General features: G+C 64.0%; 25 protein-coding genes. 12 read left to right on the forward strand and 13 right to left on the reverse strand.

The window, feature by feature from the left end; all coding sequences use genetic code 11:
• Nucleotides 1-11: 11 nt before the first annotated feature.
• The 3 genes from CR152_RS28435 to CR152_RS28445 all read left to right on the forward strand — a co-directional run bounded on the left by CR152_RS28435 (nt 12) and on the right by CR152_RS28445 (nt 3,646).
• Entirely contained in the window at nt 12-389 is a 378-nt protein-coding gene (locus tag CR152_RS28435) for a response regulator (RefSeq protein ID WP_099880631.1), read from the forward strand.
• Entirely contained in the window at nt 386-2,896 is a 2,511-nt protein-coding gene (locus CR152_RS28440) for an EAL domain-containing protein (protein ID WP_099880632.1), read from the forward strand. Before CR152_RS28435 ends, CR152_RS28440 begins: the two co-directional genes overlap by 4 nt.
• Nucleotides 2,897-3,097: 201 nt before the next feature.
• The gene (locus CR152_RS28445; protein WP_099880633.1) at nt 3,098-3,646 is read left to right on the forward strand and encodes a DUF2867 domain-containing protein; all 549 of its coding nucleotides are present in this window, start codon (nt 3,098-3,100) and stop codon (nt 3,644-3,646) included.
• Here the strand turns inward: CR152_RS28445 and senA are convergent.
• Nucleotides 3,640-4,836, reverse strand: a complete 1,197-nt coding sequence (senA, locus tag CR152_RS28450) for a selenoneine synthase SenA (protein ID WP_208640214.1) — start codon at nt 4,834-4,836, stop codon at nt 3,640-3,642. The two genes, CR152_RS28445 and senA, sit on opposite strands and share 7 nt — an antisense overlap.
• Nucleotides 4,837-4,872: 36 nt before the next feature.
• Here senA and senB point away from each other — a divergent pair, with 36 nt between their 5' ends.
• Nucleotides 4,873-5,835: a selenoneine biosynthesis selenosugar synthase SenB gene (gene senB / locus CR152_RS28455; protein ID WP_099880635.1), complete on the forward strand. Its 963-nt coding sequence runs from the start codon at nt 4,873-4,875 to the stop codon at nt 5,833-5,835.
• Between the two features lie 29 nt (nt 5,836-5,864).
• Nucleotides 5,865-6,923: a selenide, water dikinase SelD gene (gene selD, locus CR152_RS28460; protein ID WP_099880637.1), complete on the forward strand. Its 1,059-nt coding sequence runs from the start codon at nt 5,865-5,867 to the stop codon at nt 6,921-6,923.
• Between the two features lie 37 nt (nt 6,924-6,960).
• Here selD and CR152_RS28465 read toward each other — a convergent pair whose 3' ends face one another.
• Entirely contained in the window at nt 6,961-7,668 is a 708-nt protein-coding gene (locus CR152_RS28465) for a PEP-CTERM sorting domain-containing protein (RefSeq protein ID WP_229413673.1), read from the reverse strand.
• Nucleotides 7,669-7,714: 46 nt separating this feature from the next.
• Here CR152_RS28465 and CR152_RS33390 point away from each other — a divergent pair, with 46 nt between their 5' ends.
• The 3 genes from CR152_RS33390 (at nt 7,715) to leuA (ending at nt 10,428) form a co-directional block, all read left to right on the forward strand.
• A complete protein-coding gene (locus CR152_RS33390) occupies nt 7,715-7,906 on the forward strand; it encodes a hypothetical protein (RefSeq protein ID WP_157778799.1) in 192 nt (63 codons plus the stop codon).
• An 89-nt stretch (nt 7,907-7,995) separates the two neighbouring features.
• The gene (locus CR152_RS28470; RefSeq protein ID WP_208640215.1) at nt 7,996-8,358 is read left to right on the forward strand and encodes a DUF1428 domain-containing protein; all 363 of its coding nucleotides are present in this window, start codon (nt 7,996-7,998) and stop codon (nt 8,356-8,358) included.
• Between the two features lie 384 nt (nt 8,359-8,742).
• Nucleotides 8,743-10,428, forward strand: coding sequence for a 2-isopropylmalate synthase (gene leuA, locus CR152_RS28475; protein WP_099880640.1), 1,686 nt, complete (start codon nt 8,743-8,745; stop codon nt 10,426-10,428).
• Nucleotides 10,429-10,498: 70 nt separating this feature from the next.
• Here the strand turns inward: leuA and CR152_RS28480 are convergent, their stop codons facing one another.
• From CR152_RS28480 to egtD, 11 genes are all read right to left on the reverse strand, one after another.
• Nucleotides 10,499-11,731, reverse strand: coding sequence for an ATP-binding protein (locus tag CR152_RS28480; RefSeq protein ID WP_099880641.1), 1,233 nt, complete (start codon nt 11,729-11,731; stop codon nt 10,499-10,501).
• Nucleotides 11,731-12,624, reverse strand: coding sequence for a tetratricopeptide repeat protein (locus tag CR152_RS28485; protein WP_099880642.1), 894 nt, complete (start codon nt 12,622-12,624; stop codon nt 11,731-11,733). The genes CR152_RS28480 and CR152_RS28485 overlap by 1 nt, the downstream gene beginning before the upstream one ends.
• The gene (locus tag CR152_RS28490) at nt 12,621-13,085 is read right to left on the reverse strand and encodes a hypothetical protein (RefSeq protein ID WP_157778800.1); all 465 of its coding nucleotides are present in this window, start codon (nt 13,083-13,085) and stop codon (nt 12,621-12,623) included. Before CR152_RS28490 ends, CR152_RS28485 begins: the two co-directional genes overlap by 4 nt.
• A 126-nt stretch (nt 13,086-13,211) precedes the next feature.
• The gene (locus CR152_RS28495; protein ID WP_099880644.1) at nt 13,212-13,892 is read right to left on the reverse strand and encodes a haloacid dehalogenase type II; all 681 of its coding nucleotides are present in this window, start codon (nt 13,890-13,892) and stop codon (nt 13,212-13,214) included.
• A 99-nt stretch (nt 13,893-13,991) separates the two neighbouring features.
• The gene (locus CR152_RS28500) at nt 13,992-14,444 is read right to left on the reverse strand and encodes an SUKH-3 domain-containing protein (protein ID WP_099880645.1); all 453 of its coding nucleotides are present in this window, start codon (nt 14,442-14,444) and stop codon (nt 13,992-13,994) included.
• A gap of 63 nt (nt 14,445-14,507) precedes the next feature.
• Nucleotides 14,508-14,846 (reverse strand): hypothetical protein, encoded by a 339-nt coding sequence (locus CR152_RS28505; protein ID WP_099880646.1) that lies wholly within the window; start codon nt 14,844-14,846, stop codon nt 14,508-14,510.
• 56 nt (nt 14,847-14,902) lie between these two features.
• Nucleotides 14,903-15,955, reverse strand: coding sequence for a DUF5694 domain-containing protein (locus tag CR152_RS28510; protein WP_099880647.1), 1,053 nt, complete (start codon nt 15,953-15,955; stop codon nt 14,903-14,905).
• A gap of 493 nt (nt 15,956-16,448) precedes the next feature.
• Nucleotides 16,449-16,877, reverse strand: a complete 429-nt coding sequence (locus tag CR152_RS28515; RefSeq protein WP_099880648.1) for a hypothetical protein — start codon at nt 16,875-16,877, stop codon at nt 16,449-16,451.
• 309 nt (nt 16,878-17,186) lie between these two features.
• The gene (locus tag CR152_RS28520) at nt 17,187-18,122 is read right to left on the reverse strand and encodes a YihY/virulence factor BrkB family protein (RefSeq protein ID WP_099880649.1); all 936 of its coding nucleotides are present in this window, start codon (nt 18,120-18,122) and stop codon (nt 17,187-17,189) included.
• The gene (gene egtB / locus CR152_RS28525; RefSeq protein WP_370663835.1) at nt 18,119-19,324 is read right to left on the reverse strand and encodes an ergothioneine biosynthesis protein EgtB; all 1,206 of its coding nucleotides are present in this window, start codon (nt 19,322-19,324) and stop codon (nt 18,119-18,121) included. Before egtB ends, CR152_RS28520 begins: the two co-directional genes overlap by 4 nt.
• Nucleotides 19,325-19,326: 2 nt before the next feature.
• Nucleotides 19,327-20,292 carry an L-histidine N(alpha)-methyltransferase gene (gene egtD / locus CR152_RS28530; protein ID WP_099880652.1) on the reverse strand — a complete coding sequence of 322 codons (966 nt, stop codon included), beginning with the start codon at nt 20,290-20,292 and terminating at the stop codon, nt 19,327-19,329.
• 136 nt (nt 20,293-20,428) lie between these two features.
• Here egtD and CR152_RS28535 point away from each other — a divergent pair, with 136 nt between their 5' ends.
• From CR152_RS28535 to phnE, 4 genes are read left to right on the forward strand one after another with little or no spacing between them, the layout of a single operon-like run.
• The gene (locus tag CR152_RS28535) at nt 20,429-21,316 is read left to right on the forward strand and encodes a putative selenate ABC transporter substrate-binding protein (protein WP_099880653.1); all 888 of its coding nucleotides are present in this window, start codon (nt 20,429-20,431) and stop codon (nt 21,314-21,316) included.
• Between the two features lie 15 nt (nt 21,317-21,331).
• Nucleotides 21,332-22,147, forward strand: a complete 816-nt coding sequence (locus tag CR152_RS28540; RefSeq protein ID WP_099880654.1) for a phosphonate ABC transporter ATP-binding protein — start codon at nt 21,332-21,334, stop codon at nt 22,145-22,147.
• Nucleotides 22,148-22,150: 3 nt separating this feature from the next.
• Complete coding sequence (locus tag CR152_RS28545) at nt 22,151-22,981, forward strand: PhnE/PtxC family ABC transporter permease (protein ID WP_099880655.1); 831 nt, start codon at nt 22,151-22,153, stop codon at nt 22,979-22,981.
• A complete protein-coding gene (gene phnE / locus CR152_RS28550) occupies nt 22,978-23,772 on the forward strand; it encodes a phosphonate ABC transporter, permease protein PhnE (RefSeq protein WP_099880656.1) in 795 nt (264 codons plus the stop codon). Before CR152_RS28545 ends, phnE begins: the two co-directional genes overlap by 4 nt.
• The last annotated feature ends 21 nt before the right edge of the window (nt 23,773-23,793 follow it).

Here is a 23,793-nt window from a genome sequence, read left to right on the forward strand (position 1 = left end):
GACGACCGGCCATGGCAAGGATCCTCATCATTGAAGACAACGCGGCCAACATGAAGCTGGCCTCGCTGCTGCTGCGCCATGCCGGGCATGCGGTATTGTGCGCCCCCGACGCCGAAAGCGGCTTGACCATGGCGCGTACCGATAATCCCGACCTGATCCTGATGGATATTCAATTGCCCGGCATGGACGGGCTGGCGGCGACCGCGCTGCTGAAACAGGATGCCGGCACCGGCACCATCCCCGTGATCGCCCTGACCGCGATGGCGATGAAGGAAGACCGCGCGAAAAGCGAGAGCGCCGGCTGCGACGCCTATATCGCCAAGCCGCTGCGCCATCAGGAATTGTACGCGGCGATCGACGCCTTGCTGCCCCCGGGAGAAATACCATGACGCTGCGCGCACCCACGATCCTGATCGTCGACGACGAAGCACAAAACCGGCGCCTGCTGGCGGTACTGTTGCAGCCCGAGGGCTACAGCACCTGCGGCGCGGCCAGCGGCGAGGAGGCGCTGGCCTCCGTCGGCGAGTCGGCCCCGGACCTGATCCTGCTCGACATTACCATGCCGGGCATGGATGGCTACCGGGTCGCCAGCATCCTGAAGGCCGATCCGGCCACCGCCAACATTCCCATCATCATGGTCACAGCGCACATGGAGCGCACCGCGCGCCTGGCCGGCCTGGACGCCGGGGCCGAAGACTTCCTGACCAAACCCGTCGACCGGGCGGAACTATGGTTAAGGGTGCGCAACCTGCTGCGCCTGAAAGCGTACGGCGACCTGCAGGACCACACCGCCAGGCTGGAGAGCCAGGTGCTGGCGCGCTCGGTCGACCTGCAGCGCTTTCGCACCGCGATGGACGCCACCGCCGATGCCATCATGCTGATCAGCCGCGAGAGCATGCGCTTTAGCGAGGTCAACGAGACAGCATGCCATTTGCTCGGCTACTCGCGCGCGGACATGCTGAGCATGGGGCCAACCGAACTGGTCAAGACGAGCCGCGCTGCGCTGGAGTGCCAGTATGACGCACTCATTGTCGACGGCGCCAACCGCGACCAGCGGGAAATGATGATGACGTGCAAGGATGGCTCGAGCGTGCAGGTGGAAGTGAACAGCCAGGCGCTGCGCTCCGGTAACGACTGGACCATTGTGGTGGTAATGCGCGACATTACCGAGCGCAAGCAAGCGGAAATGCGCCTGACCCACCTGGCCCATCACGACCCCCTGACAGGTTTGCCCAACCGCACGCTATTTTATGACACCTTGCAGCGCACCCTGGCGCTGGCGCGCAGCAGCGGCGCGCTGGTCGCGGTCATGTTCCTCGACCTCGACAATTTCAAGAATATCAACGACACCCTGGGCCATGCGATTGGCGACGAGCTGCTGTTACAGTTCAGCAACCGCCTGATGCAGTGCGTGCGCGTGCGCGACACGGTCGGCCGCCTGGGGGGAGACGAATTTGCGCTGATCCTGATCATGCAGGATGGCCAGCAGGGCGCGGTGGTGATGGCCCAAAAGATCCGCGACGTCTTGCGCGCGCCATTCATCCTGTGCGGGCACGAAGTCACCATCACCGCCAGCATCGGCATCACCGTCCATCCGGACGACGCATCCGATCCGGATACGCTGATCAAGTACGCCGATACGGCGATGTACCAGGCCAAGCACGCCGGGCGCGACACCTACCGCTTCTTCACCGCGCAAATGAACGCCGACGTGCTGGCCCGCCTGACGCTCGAAACGGCCTTGCGCAAGGCCATCGAAAACGAGGAATTCGTGCTGCATTATCAGCCCAAGGTGCACCTCAACAGCGGGCGCGTCGCCGGTCTGGAAGCGCTGCTGCGCTGGGACCGCCCCGGCCATGGCATGGTCCCGCCGAATGCATTCATTTCGGTGCTGGAAGAGACGGGCATGATCGTGCAAGTCGGCAGCTGGGTCGTGGCCCAGGCGTGCCGCCAGATCGGCTTGTGGCTGCGTTCGCCGGTTGCTCCGATCCAGGTGGCCGTCAACGTCTCCGGGAGACAATTTGCGGAGGGCGACCTGGATGGAGACATCATCAAGGGATTGGCGCGGCACGGCATTCCGGCCGAGCTGCTCGATCTGGAGCTGACCGAGACGTCCTTAATGGCCAATACCGAGCGCACCACCGAGATCTTGCACAGGCTCAAGCAGCACGGGGTGCGGATTTCCATCGACGATTTCGGCACCGGCTACTCCAGCCTGGCTTACCTGCGCCGTTTTCCCATCGATAAACTGAAGATCGACATCGCCTTCATCCGCGACGTCACCACCAGTCCCGATGATGCGGCCATCGTGCTGGCCATCATCAGCATGGCCCACAGTCTCAAGCTCGACGTCGTTGCCGAAGGCGTCGAAACCGCCGCCCAGCTCAACTACCTGCGGCGCCACCATTGCGACCAGATCCAGGGCTATTACTTCAGCCGCCCCCTGCCCGCCGATCAGGTCACCGACATGCTGCTGCAGGACCAGAGCCTGGCGCCGCCGGACGGCGCCGACCAGCCCCGCAAGACCTTGTTGATCATCGATGACGACCCCTTCATGCTCGACATCCTGGCCACTTTGTTCGACCGCGACGGCTACCACATCCTGTGCGCGCGCTCGGCGGCGGAAGGCTTCGACATGCTGGCCTTGAACGAGGTGCAGGTCATCCTGTGCGACGAGTGCATGCCGGCCATGAGCGGAACGGAGTTCCTGGACAAGGTCAAGGAACTGTATCCGAAGACATTTCGTATCGTCCTATCGGGAAACACCGATCTGGAATCGATCATGAAGGCGGTCAACTGCGGGGCGATTTTTCGTTTTTATACCAAGCCGTGGGACAACAACCTGCTGCGCGATCACGTGCGCGATGCCTTCCGCCAGTTCATGGCGATCGCATGACAGCGCACAGCCCAGTCGACTCACGCCGTTGCTGGCCGTGGATCGATGGTGCGCACGCCGCGGCAGCTTGGGCGAACGAGGCGCTGCGTGCGAGGAGCGCGTGGCGGCATATTGCTCGAATGACGTTAACGAGGCATACTCGCATGGATAAAACGTTAATCTTAATACCTGGTTAACTCGTTCAACCACGGGAGTACCCGCATGCCGAATGAATTCACGCTCGCAACCGCCGTTGCGCTCCCCGCGCACTCCAGCGTCAACAACGCCTTTGCATCGGTGAACCTGGCTGATGCATTTGCGATCCGGCTGCCGTCGGGCGCATCAAACGACCCGGATGTGCTGGCCCGTTTCATCTTCGCGCACCAGCCCGCGTGGATCGGACACCTCCTGCGTGTGCGCGACATGATCGTCGTCGGCCTGGGTCTGAAAACGGCCGCGCAGCTGGCGAAAATCGCCAGTGAAACGGAGCCTTCCCGCGTTGGCATCTTCAAAGTCTACAGCACCAACGCGACCGAGATCGTGGTCGGGGAAGACGACAAGCACCTCAATTTCCGGATCTCGATTCTGTGCGCGGGCGGATCAGCGCCGGACAACAGGCGCGATCTGACCATGACAACGGTGGTTCACTGCCACAACCTGCTGGGACGAACCTACCTGCGCGTCATTGCACCCTTTCACCGCGCCGTCGTCAAAGCCAGTCTGCGCAGCGCGGCGCGCGTCGGATGGCCCGAGGCTGGCGCGCATCAATAGGCGCAGGTGCGAAATCCGCAGAAAATATCATCGCGCTCGGGCATGAAGAAATTGCGGAAGCGCGCCGAGCCAAAGCGTGACGGCGTGGCAAACGACGCGCCGCGCAGCACTTGATGGGTCATGAACCACGGCTGCGAATACTCGCGGTAGCGGTCCGGCGCAAATCCCGGATACGGCTCGAACGGCGTGCCGGTCCACTCCCACAACTGGCCCCAGCGGAACCCCGCCTGCCCTGACAGCGCCGCGTACTCCCATTCCGCTTCGCTGGGCAAGCGCCGCTGCGCCCATGCGCAATACGCCTGGACCTCGAACAGGCACACATGGCGCACCGGTTCGGCCGCCGACAGCGTCGACAAGCGCCCGAAGCGCATGGTGCGCCACTGGTCGCCGTCGCGCTGCCAGTAGCGCGGCGAGGAGCGCTCCTGGCGCATCAGCCACGCGCTGCCGGCCGCGCTCCAGTACTGGCGGTTCTGGTAACCGCCGTCGGCCACGAATTCGGCAAACTGCGCATTGGTCACCAGAGCCGCATCGATGCGAAACGGCGCCACGTAGACCGGGTGCGCCTGCTTCTCGTTGTCGAACACGAAGCCGCCCTCCTGGCCTGCGCCCAGCACGATGGTCCCGCCGGGATAGGCGATTTCCGCGCCCTGCGAATGGACCGCTTCATCGCGCGTGAGCTGCGCCGGCGCCGCCACGCCCAGGGTCTGCATCGAATACAGATAGGCTTCGCCATGCATGTCCTCGTGCGCCAGCGCCAGGCGGTACGGGTACAGGGCTTGGTCCGTGCCCGCCTCGCGCGAGAGCTTGTCGAGGGTACGATCGAGCACTTCATGGCAGTAGGTCTTCAGCGCCCCGGGGCTGGGCAGGTCGAGCGTCCAGCGCGAGCGGTGCGGCACAAGGTTCGAATCGAACCAGTCGTCGCCCTGCGTGAGCAGCGAGGCGCGCTGGGCATCGGCCGGATGGCTCGACGTCGCCTCGCGCAGGATGAACCATTCGGCGAACCACGCGGTGTGGCCCAGTTCCCACAGCGGCGGATTGATCGTGGCAATATGCGGCACGCGCGACAGGCTGTCGAAACCCGCGCCGGCGAAGCAGTCGAAGAGGCTGAGCGTATAATTGCGCGCACTCTGCAGCGCCTCGGCCAATTGCTGCGGCTTGGCGTGCCGGAAGGATGCGGTGATTGAACTCATAGCAGCCAATTGTAACGACTTTTTCAAGGAGCCGCGGTGCAGCGACCACGCGTGCTGATCGTCAGTCCCGCATCGAAGCGGGAGAACAACGGCAACTGGCAGACCGCCAGCCGCTGGGCGCATTTCCTGCGCGCGCGCTGCCGCGTGACGATCGCCCCCGGCTGGGACGAAGGCGCGCCCCCGCCCGACCTGATGATCGCGCTGCATGCGCGCCGCTCGGCGGCCCCGCTGGCCGCTTTTGCCGCCGCTTTCCCCGACCGTGCGCGCGTGCTGGTACTGACCGGCACCGATCTGTATCGCGACATCGCCACCGACGCCGCGGCCCAGGCATCGCTGGCCCACGCCGACAGGCTGGTACTGCTGCAGGCCGACGGCCTGGCCCTGCTGGCACCCGAACTGCGCCCCAGGGCCTGCGTGATCCACCAGTCCGCGCCGTCGCTGGCGCCCTTGCCCCATGGCGCGGCGCGCCGCTTCATCGACATCGTCATGATCGGCCATCTGCGCGAAGAAAAAGACCCGCGCACCTTCATGGCCGCGGCCGCGCTGGTATTGGTGCCCAAGGCGCGCCTGCTGCATATCGGCGGCGCGCTCGATCCGGCCTTGGGCGCGCTCGCCGAGGCCACGCAGGCGGCCACGCCGCGTTACCGCTGGCTGGGCGCGATGGCGCACGCCGCCACGCGCCAGCGGCTGCGGCGCAGCCACGCCATGGTGATCGCCTCGCACATGGAAGGCGGCGCCAACGTCATCATCGAAGCGGTCACCTGCGGCGTGCCGGTGCTGGCCAGCGATATCAGCGGCAACCGCGGCATGCTGGGCGAGGATTACGCGGGCTACTTCGCGCCGGGCGACGCGCCCGGGCTGGCGCGCCTGATCGAACGCTGCATCGGCGACCAGGCCTTCCACGCGCTGCTGCGGCGCCAGTGCGACGCGCGCGCGCCCTTGTTCGCGCCGGAGCACGAGCGGGCCTGTGTGCTCGACTTGGTGGATAATCTGGTCTGACCTGCCTTTTACCGAAACGGACACCGACCATGAGCAATGCCCCAGAAACGCCCATCAAACTCACCTCGTTTTCGCATGGCGGCGGCTGCGGCTGCAAAATCGCGCCCGGGGTGCTGTCCGAGATCCTGAAAAACTCGACCGGCTTCCCGGTCCCCAAGGAGCTGATGGTCGGTATCGAGACCGCCGACGATGCTGCCGTCTACAAGCTCAATGACGAGCAGGCGCTGATCGCCACCACCGATTTCTTCATGCCGATCGTCGACGACCCGTTCGATTTCGGCCGCATCGCCGCCACCAACGCCATCTCCGACGTGTACGCGATGGGCGGCACGCCGATCATGGCGCTCGCGCTGGTGGGCATGCCGATCAATAAACTGCCGCTCGAGACCATCGGCCAGATCATCCGCGGCGGCGAAACCATGTGCGCCGAAGCGGGCATCCCCATCGCCGGCGGCCACACCATCGATTCGGTCGAGCCGATCTACGGGCTGGTGGTGCTGGGCCTCGTGCATCCGTCCAAGGTCAAGCGCAACGCGGACGCGCGTGCGGGCGACGTGCTCATTCTCGGCAAACCGCTGGGCGTGGGCGTGCTCTCGGCGGCGCTCAAAAAAGACGTGCTGGGGCCAGAAGGCTACGCCGCCATGATCGCCAATACGACCAAGCTGAATAAGCCGGGCAAGGCGCTGTCGGAAATGGAAGGAGTGCATGCGCTGACCGACGTTACCGGCTTCGGCCTGTTGGGCCACCTGCTGGAACTGGCGCGCGGCTCGCAATTGACGGCGCAGCTGACAATGTCGCAGATTCCGCTGCTGCCCGGCGTGGAACAGCTCGCGCACGATGGCTACTTCACCGGCGCGTCGGGACGCAACTGGGATGCCTACGGCAAGGATGTGACGCTGTCGCCGAGCATCAGCAGCGCGCAGCACATGCTGCTGACCGACCCGCAAACCTCGGGCGGGCTGCTGGTATCGTGCGACCCGGGCAGCGTGGACGAGATCCTGGCGCTGTTCGCGCGCGAAGGCTTCGAGAGCGCCGCCGTCATCGGCGAGATGACAGCGGGCGCGCCGCGCGTGCAAGTGGCGGCATAAGGGCATAAGGCTGGCCCTGGCCAGCCTCGGTGTTACATCAAGCGGCCGAGGTGCCCGATGCCGACTTGCGGCGCTTGCGTGCGACGAAGCCCAGCATGGCCAGGCCGGCGCCCAGCATGGCCCAGCTGCTTGGTTCCGGCACGGCGGCAACCGAGAACGACAGGTTGTCGGCATAGCCATCGTTGTAGCTGCCTTCGACACGGCGCATGTCGAGGACGATGTCGACCAGCGCGGTACCGACTGGAATCAGGCCGAGGCTGTCGCGATACGCCATGCCGGTACGGCCGCCGCGCTCACCCGGGGTAACCGGTGCCAGGCTGGTGCTGAACAGGGCTTGGCCGGTGCTATCGCGGAACACGGCGCTCAGGGTTGCATTGTCGCCCTGGGTAGCGTAGCCACCCAGCCAGCCGGACAGGTTGAATTGCGACTGTCCGGCGTTGATGGCGCCGCTGAAAGCGCTCAGGTCGATGACCTGGATCGCGCGCGAAGCCGCCGTGTTGACGCCACCACCAAAGAAATTCTTGCCGCGGTTCTGAGGGCCGGCATCGCCTGGCGACGGGAAGCCGCCGCCTGCGCCGTATACGACCGAGGTCAGGCCGCCCGTGACGTTCCAGCCGGGAACCGGCACCGTGCCGCCGTCGGTCGAGCCCGCGCCCGCTTCAGCATCGCCATTGACGATCAGATTCTGGCCCACGACGGCCGTGCCAGCGCTCGCCGGGGCGGCGCAAGCGAGCGCACTCGCCATCGATAAAGCCATTGCAACAGTTACAAAACGCATAAACATCCCTTGAATGATTGAAGTGCCGCCTGTGCCAGCCCGCGGCTCCGCGGCAGACAAACGGGACGCTGGTAAATATAATGCCATTTTACAAGGTTTCCACACGTATTTATTCAAACAACAAGATATTTACTGCACTGGTGTCGGCAAAAAGGCAATGCGATTTGCGGGAATGCCGCCGGCCGAGGGCAAAATGCAACGTTGATAATTTTATTCAGGGTACCGTGCGGGCAGGCGAATACGGGACGGGTATGATCGGTTGTGCGGTTCCACCTTGTGCATCTCCAGGAGAACATGATGGCGTATGTCGACGGTTTCGTACTTCCCCTCCCCACCAGCAACATCGAAAGTTATCGCACCATGGCGGCGACCTGCGGCGCCATCTGGCGCGAACACGGCGCGCTGCAGTACCGCGAATGCATTGCCGATGACGTCAAGCCGGGCAAACTCACGTCGTTTCCCCAGAGCGTCAACCTGCAGCCCGGCGAGACCGTGGTCTTTTCCTGGATCGTGTATGAATCGCGCGCTCACCGCGATGAAGTCAACGACAAGGTCATGAAAGACCCGCGCATGGCCGACTTCATGAAAGGGACCGACATGCCCTTCGACGGCAAGCGCATGATTTACGGCGGCTTCGACATGTTTCTCGATTTGTAGTTCGCCACGGTATGGCGAGGGCGGTTTGTCGGCGTGCAACTGAGCGCTTGACAAGCCGGCGCGCCCTGACGTACAGTGAACTCATGTCTTCCTCCCTGCATCTGTCGTCTTTCCCCCTGCTCGCTGGCGCGCTATCGCTAGCGACGCTACTAGCTGCACGCGCGTAATCCACCCGCAGTGCGCCGCCCGGCTCCCCCGCCGGCGAGTTGTAAGCCAGTAAAATCCCAGGAAAGTCCGACCCGATGTTTGCACCTGTCTCCATCACCTTGTTTCTACTGCTAAAGCTACCGATCGGTTGCCTGGCCTAGCGACTCCGTGGCCGCCCGGCAGCCCGTCGCCACACCGCCGCCCGGCCCTTATCCGCTTTAGTCTCAGGAGAACACCATGATGTTGCAGAACCCGTCGTCGAAATACCGCGCCTTCCCTCCAGTCAATTTGTCCGGCCGCCAGTGGCCCGACCGCGCCATTACCCATCCGCCGATCTGGATGAGTACCGACCTGCGCGACGGCAACCAAGCCCTGATCGAGCCGATGAGCCCGGAGAAGAAGCTGCGCTTTTTCGAGATGCTGGTCCAGATCGGCCTCAAGGAAATCGAAGTCGGCTTTCCGTCCGCCTCGCAGACCGACTTCGCTTTCGTGCGCAAGCTGATCGACGAAGACCGCATCCCCGAGGACGTCACCATCATCGTGCTGACCCAGTCGCGCGAGGAATTGATCCGCCGTACGGTCGACTCTTGCGTGGGTGCGCGGCGCGCCATCGTGCACCTGTACAACTCGGTCGCTCCCGTATTCCGCAAGGTGGTGTTCGGCATGACGCGCGAGCAGATCACCGAGATCGCGGTCAGCGGCACCAAACTGGTCAAGCAACTGGTCAAGCAGCATCCGCAAACCGAATGGGCGTTCGAGTACACGCCGGAATCGTTCTCGACGACGGAGCTCGATTTCTCCAAGCATATCTGCGACGCCGTCAGCGAGGTGTGGCAGCCGACGCCGCACAACAAGATGATCATCAACCTGCCATCCACCGTCGAATGCAGCACGCCGAATGTGTATGCCGACCAGATCGAGTGGATGTCGCGCAAGCTGGCACGGCGCGATTCGCTGATTATCAGCGTGCACCCGCACAATGACCGCGGCACGGCGGTGGCCTCGGCCGAGCTGGCCATCATGGCGGGCGCCGACCGGGTTGAAGGCTGCCTGTTCGGCAACGGCGAGCGCACCGGCAATGTCGACCTCGTGACCCTGGCGATGAACCTGTACACCCAGGGCGTGCATCCGGGGCTCGATTTCTCGGACATCGATGCCGTGCGCCAGGTGGTGGAGGAATGCAACCAGTTGCCGGTGCATCCGCGTCATCCGTATGCGGGCGATTTGGTGTTTACGGCGTTTTCCGGTTCGCACCAGGATGCGATCAAAAAAGGATTTGCCCAGCAAAAGCCGAATGCCTTGTGGGAAGTGCCGTATTTGCCGATCGACCCGGCCGACCTGGGGCGCAGCTACGATGCGGTGATCCGCGTCAACAGCCAGTCCGGCAAGGGCGGGATGGCGTATCTGCTGGAACAGGAATTCGGCCTGAGTTTGCCGCGCCGCTTGCAGATCGAGTTCAGCCGCGCCGTGCAGGCGGTGGCCGACGCCAGCGGGCGCGAAATCGCCGCGAAGGAGATTCACGCAATTTTCTGCAGCGAATATTTCGATCAGACCAGCCCGTATGCGTATAGCGCGCACAAGATGGTGGAGGACAGCAGCAGCGATGAGCCGGTGCAGATCGACATCACTTTGGCGCACCGTCAGGCGAGTTTGAGCTTGCAAGGTGGCGGGAATGGGCCGATCGATGCATTTGTGAATGCGCTGGGGCTCGATATCAAGCTGATGGATTACCACGAGCACGCGATCGGCTCGGGCGCGAATGCAAAGGCGGCGTGTTATGTGGAGTTGCGGCTGGCCAATGGCCCGACCATGTTTGGGGCGGGGATTGACAGCAATATTGTGACGGCGTCGTTCAAGGCGGTGCTCAGTGCGGTAAACCGGCAACTGGTGAGGGCGGAGCAGGAAGTGGCGGTGGCTGGCTAAGCCCAGTTCTTTTCGCACACGCCCCAAGTCTCGTCGGTTCCACCATTGGCGGAACCGACGAGAGGTGGGATCAAATAAACTTGGTCTTCTTCAAATACTTCTCCACATCGCGATAACTGTCGTCGCTGCCGGCATAGCGCACCAGATTGCGCGCCGTTTTCAGCCACTCCACCGTCGATGGCTGCATCGTATCGAGCGCATACGCAATATCGCCCGGCCCGATCGGCCGCTCCGGATTCCCGGCCAGAATGTCATGAATCGCACTCTCCTTGGCCAGGTCGATCACGCCATCGATATCGGCCCCGGAAAAATGCGGCGTCGCCGCCACCAGCGCATCCACATCCACGCCTTCCACCGGCACATCGCGCAGCTTGATGTTGATGATGTGCTTGCGCGCTTCGGCATCCGGCGGTGGCACGAACAGTTGGCGCGCAAAGCGCCCGGTGCGCTTCATGGCCTGGTCCACATCCCACGGCATATTGGTTGCCGCCAGAAACAGCACGTCGCGGTTGTCGCGCTCGAAGCCGTCGAGCTGCGACAGGAATTCGTTGACGATGGTGCGGCTGTGCTCGCTCTGCGCCTTGGAACGCGAGAACGCCAGTGCATCGAGCTCGTCGAAAAACAGCACGCAGGGCTTTTGCGCCCTCGCCTTCTCGAACAATTGCGCCAGGTTGCGCTCGCTTTCGCCCATCCACATATTCAACACTTCGCTGATGCCGACCGACACAAACGAGGCATTGCACTCGTTCGCAATGGCACGCGCGATCATGGTCTTGCCGCAGCCTGGCGGGCCGTACAGCAAAATCCCGCCGCCGCCCTGCTTCTTGAATTTGGCAAACAGCGAAGGCCGCAGGAAAGGCTCGATGATATGCAGGCGCAGCATCTTTTTCAGCTCTTCCATGCCGCCCACATCGGAAAAACGCACCAGGTCGGGCGCCTGCGGCTTGAGCGGCACCACGTTGGCGCTCTGCCCCACCAGCGAGAGCGCCGGACCGGATGCCGGACGCGCACTCTGCTGCAACTGCTCCAGCGCCGGCACCGGCGCAAAGCCATCCTGCTGGCGCGCGCGGCCGTACGCGGCCAGCGCATCGCTGTTGCGCTCCAGCGCCAGCAAGGCTTGCGCCTTGCCGCTCAGCGCCGCCGCACCGGGCGACTGACGCTCCGCCAGCTCGAACTGCACCAGCGCGGCGGCCGCATCGTTTTCATCGAGCAGCAGCCGGGCATAGGCGAGCCGGGTGGCGGAGTTGAACGGATCGCTCACCAGCGACGCTTCATATTGTTCACGCGACATAGTCATGGTCATCAAATTCCTGCGCGGCGTTTCAGCCAGCGCTTGAGCAAAGGAGGGAAAATCCAGGAGTACGCACAATAACCGATCAGGAAGATATTGAGCGGTCCGAGAATGTGCGGGGCAATCTTGCCGGCGCCACTGAACACGGCCACCGTCACCACCCACAAGACGACCGACGCCGCCCAGCCCCAGCGGTTGAACGGCCACAGCAGCAGCATGCTCCAGTGGCTCAGGGCGTCGAGTTCGACCACCAGTTCGAGGATCTCGCGCGAGCCTGGATTGAGTTTCAGCAGTTCGATGGCAATCCGCTTGGCGGCCCGGTATTTGCCACGGTGCACCAGATGGGTGATCAGCATGTGCGCCGTGCCCGCGCTTTCGGGATGGCGGCCCATCAAGGCGGCCAGGCGTTCCTGCTCGGCACCCTTGCGGCCGTCGATCAAGTCGCCCATCATGCAGGCGATCAGGGCCAGTTCGTCGTCCGGATCGAGCCGCAGCGCTTCGTGCGCCAGCGCCTTGGCCTTCTCGAGGTGCATGGTGCGGTACATCAGCATGGCGTAGCGCGCGTAATGATGGCCGGACTCGGGATAGTCCCTGAGCAAGTCGATCAGCACCGTTTCGGCCGCAGGCAGTTCTCCGCTTTCCTGATACAGGGTGGCGAGCAGGGAACGTCCCGCGTAATGGTCGGGCTCGCGGCTGAGCACGCGAAGCAAGGCTTCGCGCGCGTCGTCCGGTTTGTCGGTCAAGTAATCGACCAGCGCCGCGCCATACAGCAAGTCGCTGTCGTCGGGATGCTGGGCCAGCGCCTCGCCCAGCTCGTCGCGGGCTTGCGCATAGCGGTTGCGCTCGATCAGGCCCTGCACGCGCCGGCTGTAGTCACGCGCCGATAATACACTCTGGTCGTTCATGGGTTGCCTGCCAGGAGGTAATACTCGAGCGCCTTTTTCATGCCGTACGCCAGCAACGCGCAGGCGATGGCCGGAATCCAGGGCGATGGCGTCGTGCTGGCGAACAAGGCGGCGGAACGGTGATGCTTGCGGTGCAGGAGATACACGATCCCCATCAGCGCCAGCGCCAGTGCGCGCCACAAGGCTTCCGCCGCGCTCCTGCCGATGACATTAATCAGTTGCATCAGCGGCGCATAGGCGGTCATGAAGGCGACCAGGAAGGACACCGCCAGCGCCATTCCCGCCAGATAGACCAGCGCGTCGAGCGGCCGCCTGAGCTTCCAGGAATTGAGCGCCGAATACAGGATGATCGCAAACGGCCCGCCGAAAAACGCGAGCACGAAGGACGATTGCACCGAATACAGGTTGGCCGTTGGTGCCGCGGAGGGCGAGAGCGACGGAGTGAGCAAGCTTTCGCGCATGGCGTGTTGGATGGAGTAAGTAATAAATGGTGACGCGAAATGGTGGCGCGAAATGGTGGCGCGAAACAGAATCCGCATCATACGCAAGTTTCGCGCCGCCTTCCAGTAATCCGGCCGATGCGGCTGTCAGCGCAAAGCGAGCATCCAGTCGGCCATCGCGGCCAGGTCGGGCACGACCACGGTGGGCGCGGCGCCGAGTTCTTCGAGCGGACCGCCATCGCGGTTGACCCAGCATACCGGAAAGCCGAACAAACTGGCCGCACTCGCGTCCCAGCCGTTGGCGGAGACGTACAGGATGTTTTCGCGCGGATGGCCGGCGCGCTGCTCGGCCAGCAGGTAAATCTTGCGGTGCGGTTTGAATACTTCGACGTCGTCGACGCTGACAAACTGGTCGAAGGCCCATTTCATGCCCGAGTTCGACACCACCTGGCTGATGGTGCGGCGCGAGCCGTTCGAGGCGATCAGCATGGGCACGCCGGCGTCGCGCAGGCGGCGCAGGGCGGGCGGCATGTCGGGGTGCGGGTTCAGGTGCAGGTATTGGTCGCTGAGCTGGCGCGCGGTGCCGGGCAGCAGCGCCAGGCCCAGCTTGGCGCAGGTGAAGCGCAAGGCGTCTTCGGTGACGGTCTCGAAATCGGCGTAGCGTTCCATGAGGCTGCGCAGCCAGGTGTAGTCCATCTGGGTCTGGCGCCACAGGCGCGCGATGGCGGCGCCGTGGCCGGGATAGGCGTCCTCGCAGGCGTGCGCCACCGAGTGCACATCGTACAAGGTGCCGTACAGGTCAAAGATAATGGCGTGGATTTTTTGCATGGGCACTCCTCGTCTGTACAGTCAATGTACCATTCTCGGGGAGAAATCATGCGGATGCGGCGAGCGCTGTTGTATCGAATCGAACAGGGAGGTGCTTGACTACATGACTTCCGGCATCCGGCGCCGCTCGAACAGATTGCTGATCCCGTCGTGCACATCGTTTCCGATCAGGCACAGGAAATCATCGTAGCCGCCATACATCCGCCCGCTGTCGGACAGGAGCAGCGTCATGTGCCTGTTATATGCCATCCCGATCACCACCAATTTCTGGTGCACGCGCGCTTCATAGGCGCTCACCTGCTCGCGGCATGTGCAGCTGATCGCGTGCTCGGGGTGAAAATCGATGCGATCGAACGCACCCGCGACCCGGTAGGCAGGCATATCGCCGCCGAGTCCGCCAAAACGCTGGAAAAATGGCTTCACCTTCGGAAAAAGTGCATAGCCGTCCGCGAGCAGACATGCAAGAAAAGGCGCCGGGTCGACTGCGCGATGCTCAGTCCATCCCATTTTCCTCAACAAATCGAAGGTCGGTTTTTCAAATTGCATATTCATGTTCAACAACCCGTTTGCCTTCGGTCCGTCGCCTGCGCACCAAGGCGGCACGGTTGATCGCAGCTAATCGAAGACCAGGAATTCGCCCTGCTGGTCGATCCTCCGGATCAGCTCCACCGTGAGCAATGCATAGACGGACGGTGACGGCGTATCGGAAGGAACGAACAGTATCCGCGAGATCGCGTAGCGTTTTTCCAGCGCATGGTTCGCGGTGTGCAAGCCCGCCATGACCTGAGCGAGGACATCGTTCGGGTCGACGCGGACATGCTCGCCCGCCCTGATTGGCAGCGCCACGACGTCCACCGCATCCATGCCGTCGCCGAGCGAGATCCCCAACAGATTATGCTGCGGCCCGGTTATCCGGGCGACTTGATAAGCATCGCCGCTACGGATAAATTGCATTACCCGCCCTCCCGGCGCAGTGCCGTTCTTGTACTCGGTCCGTCTCTTTCATCGCGTCACTTCAGCACGCCCGCAACGCCGACGATATCGACTCCCTGCAGTTGGCCCAGCCAGCTGTCGAACCATGGCTTGTGCGAGGCGCCGACAATGGAAAGGATGCGCGCGCCGGGGCGTTCGCGGAAGGTTTCGCGGATGTTCGCCACCATGCGCAGGTTGCGGATTTCCCAGCCGGCGACCCACATCTGCGGATAACCTTCCGCGGACTTGGCGCGCATGGCCGGAACGACACTGGCCTCGGCAAGCACCCGCAGACCTTCCGGTTCGTTGATGGTGCGGTACAGCGGCAGCAGGTCGGGCGCCTGCGACAGGGCCTTCTCCTGTTGCTGCCGCTCCTTCAGCGCCGCCCCGCCCACGGCCCAAGCCGCCTCGACCGGCCGGAGGAATGCCTTGATGTCCGGCACATCGATGCGGTCGCCGGTGTGGTTGTCGATGGCGTGAACCCGCTGCAGTCCGAGGCGCGCGGCCAGACGCGCGGCCAACTGGTAACTCTCATTGTTGCGCTTGCCGATGTCTGCGAGCTTGTCCACCAGCGCGGCGTTCAAGCTGTCGCCGGCGCGGCGCTCGGCTTCAGGTAGCTGCAGCCATTGCACATAGGCCGAGGCGGGGTCGTTCGCCGCCAGAAACAACGCGCCGAGACGCCGCCGTTGTGCCGGTGTCGCTTGCGCGGGCCAGGCCTTGAGCGTTTTGTCGACTTCGGCGATTGCTGCGGGAACGTCGAGCCCGGTGGCCGCCATCGCCGCATCGGTCGAGGGGCAATAATCGGCGCCATACTTGGCAGCGTGGCGCGCGGCGAGATCGCATTCCTCGCCCGATTCGGTCTCGATGGTGATGATGTCGGGCTTGAACGCCGCCAGCCGGCCGAGCACGCCCTCAAGCGATGCGGGGTCGAAGCCTGGCGGCATGTATCTCAGGTGCACGGTGCCGAGTACCAGCACTTGCGCCCGCTGTCCGGCAATGTCGCGATCGAGCGTCGTCAGGTCGATCTGCGCTTGCGCCGCGAAGGGCAATATTGCGATCGATCCCCAGATCCACCTGTTCCATTTGCTCATGCAGCATTCCCCGGTGTGTGTTTTTAAAAGGCCCAATCTTAGGCCATCGTCAACATTGACACTTTATATAGCTGAGTATGCCCGCTCTACGAACTTTGATCAATGTCTCCCTTGGCATCGCCATCCCGGGTTGCTGGCTTAAGAATCTGAAACAAAAATGCAGACGAAAAAAAAGCCCGCCGAAGCGAGCTCTAATCCAATGTATTACCAATGCTTTAATCGTGTCCCAGGCGCCCATGCTATCTGCGTGGTGCCCTGACGTGTAAATCGACTACCGTATTCGGAATTACAAATCCATGCTGTTGCTACCATTTACCTTTGCGACATTACACATATTGCGCGGCGGTGCAGGCCTTGGACGGGTTTCGGGTCGTTTGAACCTCACCACTGAACGTAGTGTAGCACAGGATTGTGCGGCGCAGCAAACATTATCGCCTCGATTTGGCGGCGCGTGTCGCGCCGGGCATCAGCCGCTGGCGCCGGCAACTCAGCTTTAGGTCAATTCGGCCATGACGGGGCTCTCACCAGCCCTCTCCAGTAATCGCTTGAGCCACAAGCATTCGTGCACGGTGCCGGTAAACACGATGCCGGATTCATGCTTCAGCACGGCATACGCGGTCATCAGATCGAGGTCAAGCGCGCTGCGCAATACCTTGACGGCATTAAATGCCGACTTGGTGCACGCCATCCTGAGGGTCCACTCGCCGTGCTCCTTCAGCATCCGGGCACGTGGTTCCGGCTGAAGAAAACCGACATCGTCACTCTCCCACATCAACCCGCAGTGGGGGCAATGGAACGACTCCCAGCTTCGCAGCGTACCGCGGTCATCGTTATAGCCAAGTGCGACCGCAGCGGCTTGAAAGCACTGGCGACAGACGACTTGTTCCGTCAATGCGCCGTTGGATCTCATCTCCGGGGTCATTGGAAATTCTCTTTCTCATTGAATGGCGCCACATAGACGAAAAAAAAGCCCGCCGAAGCGAGCTCTATTCCAATGTATTACCAATGCTTTAATCGTGTCTCAGGCGCCCATGCTATCTGCGTGGTGCCCTGACGTGTAAATCGACTACCGTATTCGGAATTACAAATCCATGCTATTGCAACCATCTACCTTTGCGACATTACACATATTGCGCGGCGGTGCAGGCTCTGGATAGTGCTTCGGTTCGTTGAACTTCACCACTGAACGTAGTGTATCACACGTTTGTGCGATGCAGCAAACTTTATCGCATTATTGCGCCGGGCGCGTGGTCATCGGGGTCGGTTCCTTGTGCTGCTCGTTACGCCCCGCCCGCTCGTATTCCGAAATCACCTGCGCGCCGAACAGCAGCAAGGTCGCGCCGATCTCCAGACTGAACATGACCACGATGGCGGTGGTCATCGAGCCGTACACCATATTCACCTGCGACAGGGTCGAAAAGTACCAGACCAGCACATGACGTGCGATTTCCCACAGCAGCGCCGCCGTCACGCCACCAATGAGCGCGTGCGACAGCGACAGCCGCCCCACCGGCATCACCAGGTAGATGGAACTGAGCACCAGGATCTCGCCGGTCAGCCCCAGGCAATACAGCAGCACCCCGGACACGCCGTTGAGCGACCACTCGTAGCCGAGGAACCACACGCTCTCCTCGCCCATCACCTGCAGCGTGCCCGCCACCAGGGTGACGATCATGATGCCGGCGCCGAGCGCCAGGATATAACAGTAAGGCAGGATGGCCGAGATCAAAAAGTGCCGCCGCCGGATCGCTACCCGGTGATGGAAGATCACGCTCATCGCATTTTCCAGCGCGGTGAACGCGAGCGAGCTAAAAAACAGCATGCTGGCAAACAGCACCCAGGTGACCAGGTCGCGGTCGTCCATGAAGTGCGACAGTTCTTTCACAATGGCGTTGGACTGCCCCGGCACCAGCCACTCCAGATAGCGCGCCAGCGTCGACAACAACTCGGCCTGGTCGATGAAGTGCGACAGCGCCACCACCACCAGCATCAGAAACGGCACGATCGACAGCAGCGCGTAATACGCCACCGCGCCGGCCAGCAGCAAGCCCTGGTTGGCCTTGAAACCCTTGAGCGTCTGCCACGCGAATGCGAGCGGATGCCCAAGCACGTACGCGTTGGCGCGGCGGTTCAAGATACGCAAGCGCAGACCCTTGGAGCCCTTCATCGCGCCAGCCTGATGCCGGTGAACTGCCAGCGCGCACCGGCCGGGAAGAAGTTGCGGTAGCTGGCGCGCGCATGACCGGGCGGCGTGGCGCACGAGGAACCGCGCAGGACATACTGGTTTAACATGAATTTACCGTTGTATTCGCCCAGCGCGCCGGGCGCGCAGGCATAGCCGGGATACGGCGCGTAGCTGCTGCTGGTCCACTGCCAGCACTCGCCGAACATTTGCGTCAGCCCCGCGCCCTGCGGCGCGCCCCCCGGATGCAGGCCGCCCGTCGCCGCGTCGATGCCGGCGGCGGCCACTTCCCACTCCGCCTCGGTCGGCAGGCGCGCCTCCATCCAGTGCGCGAACGCATCGGCCTCATACAGCGACAGATGCGTCACCGGACGCGCCGCATCGAGCGGCTGCAATCCGTGCAGCGTGAATTCGTGCCACTGCCCGTGCGCGTCGCGCTGCCAGTACAGCGGGTGCGCCAGTTTCAGCTCGCCCACGCAGTCCCAGCCCTCGGACAGCCACAGGGCCGGCTCGCGATAGCCGCCCGCCTCGATGAACGCCAGGTACTCGCCATTGGTCACCAGGCGCGAGGCCAGCGCAAACGGCGCCACATACTGGCGATGGCGCGGCAGCTCGTTGTCGAAACTGAAGCTGGCACCGGCGTGGCCGATATCGGCCAGGCCGCCGTCAAAGCTGATCCACGCCAGCGGCGCGCCGGGCTGCGCGCGCGCCAGCGCACTATCCATATAGGCCGGCCACATGGCGTTCTGCGCCAGCAGGTGCTTGACGTCGGTGAGGATCAGTTCCTGGTGCTGCTGCTCGTGCTGCAAGCCCAGTTCCAGCAAGCCAAGCAGCTCATCACCCGGCTGCGCCGCCAGCAGGCGCGCCACGCGCGCATCCACATTGGCGCGGTAGGCGCGCACCTCGCGCATGGCGGGACGCGTCAGCGCGCCACGCTGGGCGCGCGGATGGCGCTCGCCGATACCGTTGTAATAAGAGTTGAACAGCACCCGGAAGGCCGGATGAAACGGCGCGAAGCCTTCCTCGAAGCGTTCCAGGATAAAGGTCTCGAAAAACCACGTGGTGTGCGCCAGGTGCCACTTGACGGGACTGGCGTCGGCCATCGACTGCGCGCCGCAGTCTTCGTCCGACAAGGGTTCCGCCAGCATCAGCGAACGTTTGCGCACGCCGTCGTAAAGGTCGCGCATGCTCATCGGGGGATGGCGCGCGCGTAGATGACCGCGAACCACTGGTCCGGATCGGTCCACACATGCACGCTCTGAAAGCCGGATTGTTCAAGCAGGCCCACCGCCGCGCTCTGGCGGTACTTGTAGCTGTTCTCGGTGTGAATCGACTCGCCCGCGCTGAAACGGCGCTCCCCGCCCGGCCAGCGCACGGTCAGCGCTTCGCGCGCTTCAAGGTGCATTTCGACCCGGCTTTCGTCGTCGTTGAAAAAGCCGCGATGGCGCCACTGCGCCACGTTGAAGTCGGAGCCGATCAGCAGGTTCACGTGGCGCAGGATGTTCAGGTTGAAGGCCGCCGTGACGCCGATGGCGTCGTCATAGGCCGCGTCGAGCGTTGCGGAATCCTTGACCAGGTCGATCCCGATCAGCAGCGCGCCGTCGTCCTCGCACTCGGCGCGCGCGCGGCGCAGAAAGGCGCGTGCTTCGTCGGGCGTGTAATTGCCGATCGAGGAACCAGGGTAAAAGAACAGGCGCTTCCCGGGCCGTACCACGCCCGGCATATCGAGATGGCTCGAAAAATCCAGTCCCAGCCCCGTCATCTCGATATGCGGAAAGCGCTGCTGCAAGCGTTCGATCGACTCGCGCAGGAAATCGTAGGAGATGTCGATCGCCACATACTGGGCCGGATGCAGCAGCGGAAACAGGCGCGCCGCCTTGGCGCAATTACCCGCGCCCAGGTCGATCAGCGTGCTGCCCACGCCCACCGCGCGTGCGATGTCGGCCCCGTGGCTAGCCACGATGGCCGCTTCGGTGCGGGTGGGATAATATTCGGGCAATTCGCAGATCGCCTCGAACAGCCGGGATCCCAGGGCGTCGTAGAGGAATTTGGGCGAGATCGCCGCACTCCTGCCGAGCAGGCCGGCAGTCAGTTCGGACACAACGGCGCTACTGGCGCGGGCATCGCGCGCTTCGGCAAGGCTGGAAGTCGGCATAGGAGTAGTGGTCAATCGAAATCGCTGCGTTGGTGTTTTTGTTATCATAGCTGAATATCCTGTATTTAACGGTCCGACCAACGTTCAAGCGTGCTCGCTGGCCGGCGTCTACCCCACTTCCCTAAGATAGGCAACCATGACCCACTTCTCCGCCCTGCGCACCCTCAAGTCCATGCTGGCTGCATCATTAGCCGCCACCGCGCTGCTGGCCAGTGCCAGCGCCATCGCCCAGGTCACGCCGGGCGTGCTGCGCGTGTCCGCCATTCCCGACGAAGCGCCGACCGAATTGCAGCGCAAGTTCAAGCCGCTGGGCGACTACCTGGCCAAGGCCACCGGCCTGAAAGTCGAATTCACGCCGGTGACCGATTACCCGGCCGCAGTCGAGGGACTGGTCAACAAGCGCCTCGACCTGGTCTGGTTCGGCGGCTTTACCTTTGTGCAGGCCAATGTGCGCAGCAAGGGCAAGGTCACGCCGCTGGTGCAGCGCCAGGAAGACACCGCCTTCCGTTCGGTGTTCGTCACCACCAAGGCCGACATCACGAAACTCGATGACCTCAAGGGCAAGACCCTCAGCTTCGGTTCCGAGTCGTCCACCTCGGGTCACCTGATGCCGCGCTCCTACATGCTGGCTGCGAAAATCGATCCGGACGCGGATCTCAAGCGCGTGGCCTACTCCGGCGCGCACGACGCCACCGTGGCCGCTGTCGCCGGCGGCAAGGTCGATGCCGGCGCGCTGAATATCTCGGTCTGGGAAAAGCTGGTCGCCGAGAAGAAGGTCGACCCGGCCGCCGTGCGCGTGTTCTACACCACCCCGGGCTACTTCGACTACAACTGGACCGTGCACGCCGACATGCCCGCGCCGATGAAGAAGAAGCTGACCGACGCCTTCCTCGCCCTCGACAAGTCGACCCCGGAAGGCAAGGAAATCCTGGAACTGCAAAAAGCCAGCAAGTTCGTGCCGACCAAGCCGGAAAACTACAGCGCCATCGAGGCCGCCGCGCGCAGCGCCAAGCTGCTCAAGTAAGCACAGTACGCGCGCATGGACTCCTACCGCCTCGGCAAGCTCACCGTGCGTCACCTGGCCGGCGCGCAGGCGCCTGCCTTGCACGAGATCGACCTGGCGGTGGCGCAGGGCGAACAGCTGGCCGTGATCGGTCCGTCCGGGGCCGGCAAGACCACCCTGCTGGCCACCCTCGCCTGCGCCCACGCGCCGGCCGGCGGCACCCTGCAGGTGCTCGGGCAGGATCCGTGGGCCCTGCCCGGCGCGGCGCGTCACAAGCTGCGCGCCAGCCTGTTCCTGGCGCCGCAAACGCCGCCCCTGCCGCCGCGCCAGCGCGTGGTCACGGCGGTGCTGGCGGCGCGCCTGCCCGAATGGACCCTGGGCCAGGCGCTCGCTTCCCTGTTCAAGCCGGCCGATCCTGACGCCGCCCACGCGGCCCTAGTGCGCTTCGGACTGGGCGAGAAACTGTATGCGCGCGTCGACCGCCTCTCCGGCGGCGAGCGCCAGCGCTGCGGCCTGGCGCGCCTGCTGCTCTCGTCGGCCCGCGTGTTCCTGGTCGACGAGCCGCTCTCCGCGCTCGACCCCGCGCTGTCCCGGATGACGATCGGCACCCTGCAGCAGGAAGCGGCGCACCGCAATGCCACGCTGATATGCAGCCTGCACCAGGTCGACATGGCGCGCGCCCATTTCCCGCGCATCGTCGGCCTGCGCGACGGGCGCATCGTGTTCGATGCCGCGCGCGAAGACGTGAGCGACAAGATGATCGCGGCGCTTTACCAGAACGAAGCCGTGGTGCCGCACGCGCCGCAGCCACATGAAACGCCCGAACGGCTGGCCGTCGGCGCATGCTTCTGACGCATGCCCGCGGCAACCGTCCACCATCCCGACCCGGCCTGGCGCGCGCGCCTGGCCATGCTCGCCATCGGCACGGCCGTGCTGTGGCCGGCCCTGGTGTTCAGCGAATTCAAGCCCTGGATCCTGTTCGACCTGCAAAGCCTCGCGGCGGCCAGCCAGTTCCTGGCCGGCTTTCTCAAGCCCGCGCTGGCGCCCGAATTCCTGGCGATGGTGCTGCGCGAAACCTGGCAGACGGTGGCCATCGCCACCGCCGGCCTGACCCTGGCCCTACTCGGCGCCATTCCGGCGACCCTGATCATCACCGAACGCCTGTCCATCTCGCGCCTGGGCACCTTGCGCATGCACTGGGCCGCCCGCCTGCTGCGCCAGCTGGTGCGCTGGGTGCTGGTGCTGCTGCGCAGCGTGCCCGAGCTGGTGTGGGCCATCCTGTTCGTGCGCGTGGTCGGCCTGGGGCCGACCGCCGGCGTGCTGGCCATCGCGCTCACCTACAGCGGCATGCTGGGCAAGGTGTACGCCGAAATTCTCGAATCGACCGACGCCCATGCCACCGGGGCGCTGCTGGCCAACGGCAGTTCGCGCCTGGCCGCGCTCCTGTACGGGGCGCTGCCGGAATCGAGCGCCGAACTGGTCTCGTACACCGTGTACCGCTGGGAGTGCGCCATCCGCGGCTCGGCGGTGATCGGCTTTGTCGGCGCCGGCGGACTCGGTCAGCGCATGGATGAATCGACCCGCATGATGGCCGGCGGCGAAGTGTGCACCATGCTGATCGTGTTCGTGCTGCTGGTGGCCCTGGCCGATGCCGTGTCCAAGCTGCTGCGCCGCAGGCTCGGATGAGCGCGCGCCCCCTGCCCCCCGCGCCGCCGCGCCGCGTCTCGACGTGGCTGCTGGCGGGGGCCATCGTGGCGCTCGTCGTCGCCAGCTTCGCCTCGCTGCAGCTGCAATGGTCGGCCTTCTTCTCGCCCGACGCGCTCGCGGTGACCACCGAATTCCTGGCCGGCTTCACCCCGCCCGAAACCTCCCCCGCCTTCCTGCGCAAGACCGCGCTGGCCGCCGCCGAAACGCTGTCGATGTCGGCCATCGGCACTTTGCTGGCGGTCGCCGGCGGCATGGCGCTGGCGATCGCCGGCGCCGGCCGCCTGGGCAAGGTGCAGCGCGTCCTCGCGCGCGGCCTGCTCAACGTACTGCGTTCGATTCCGGAACTGGTGTGGGCCTCGCTGCTGCTGGTGGCGGCCGGCCTGGGGCCGTTCGCCGGCACCCTGGCGCTGGCCGCGCACACCAGCGGCGTGCTCGGACGCCTGTTCGCCGACGCGCTCGAAAACGCCGATCCGCATCCGGAAGCCACCCTGCTCACCAACGGCGCCGCGCCGGCGGCGGCCTTCTTGTATGCCACCATGCCGCAAACGCTGCCCCAGATGCTGTCGTACACCCTGTACCGCTGGGAGAACAATATCCGCGCCGCCGCGGTACTCGGCGTGGTCGGCGCCGGCGGACTCGGTCAGATGCTCAAGTTTCACCTGTCGCTGTTCCAGATGCAAAACGCGGCCACCGTCATCATCGCCATGCTGCTGCTCGTCGCGCTGGTCGACGCCGCCAGCTTTGCGCTGCGGCGCGCCCTCACCCGCTAGGCCTGCGGCCAGCCCCACCCT

The sequence above is a fragment of the Massilia violaceinigra genome, from assembly GCF_002752675.1.
In the GTDB taxonomy this organism is placed as follows: Bacteria; Pseudomonadota; Gammaproteobacteria; order Burkholderiales; family Burkholderiaceae_D; genus Telluria_A; species Telluria_A violaceinigra.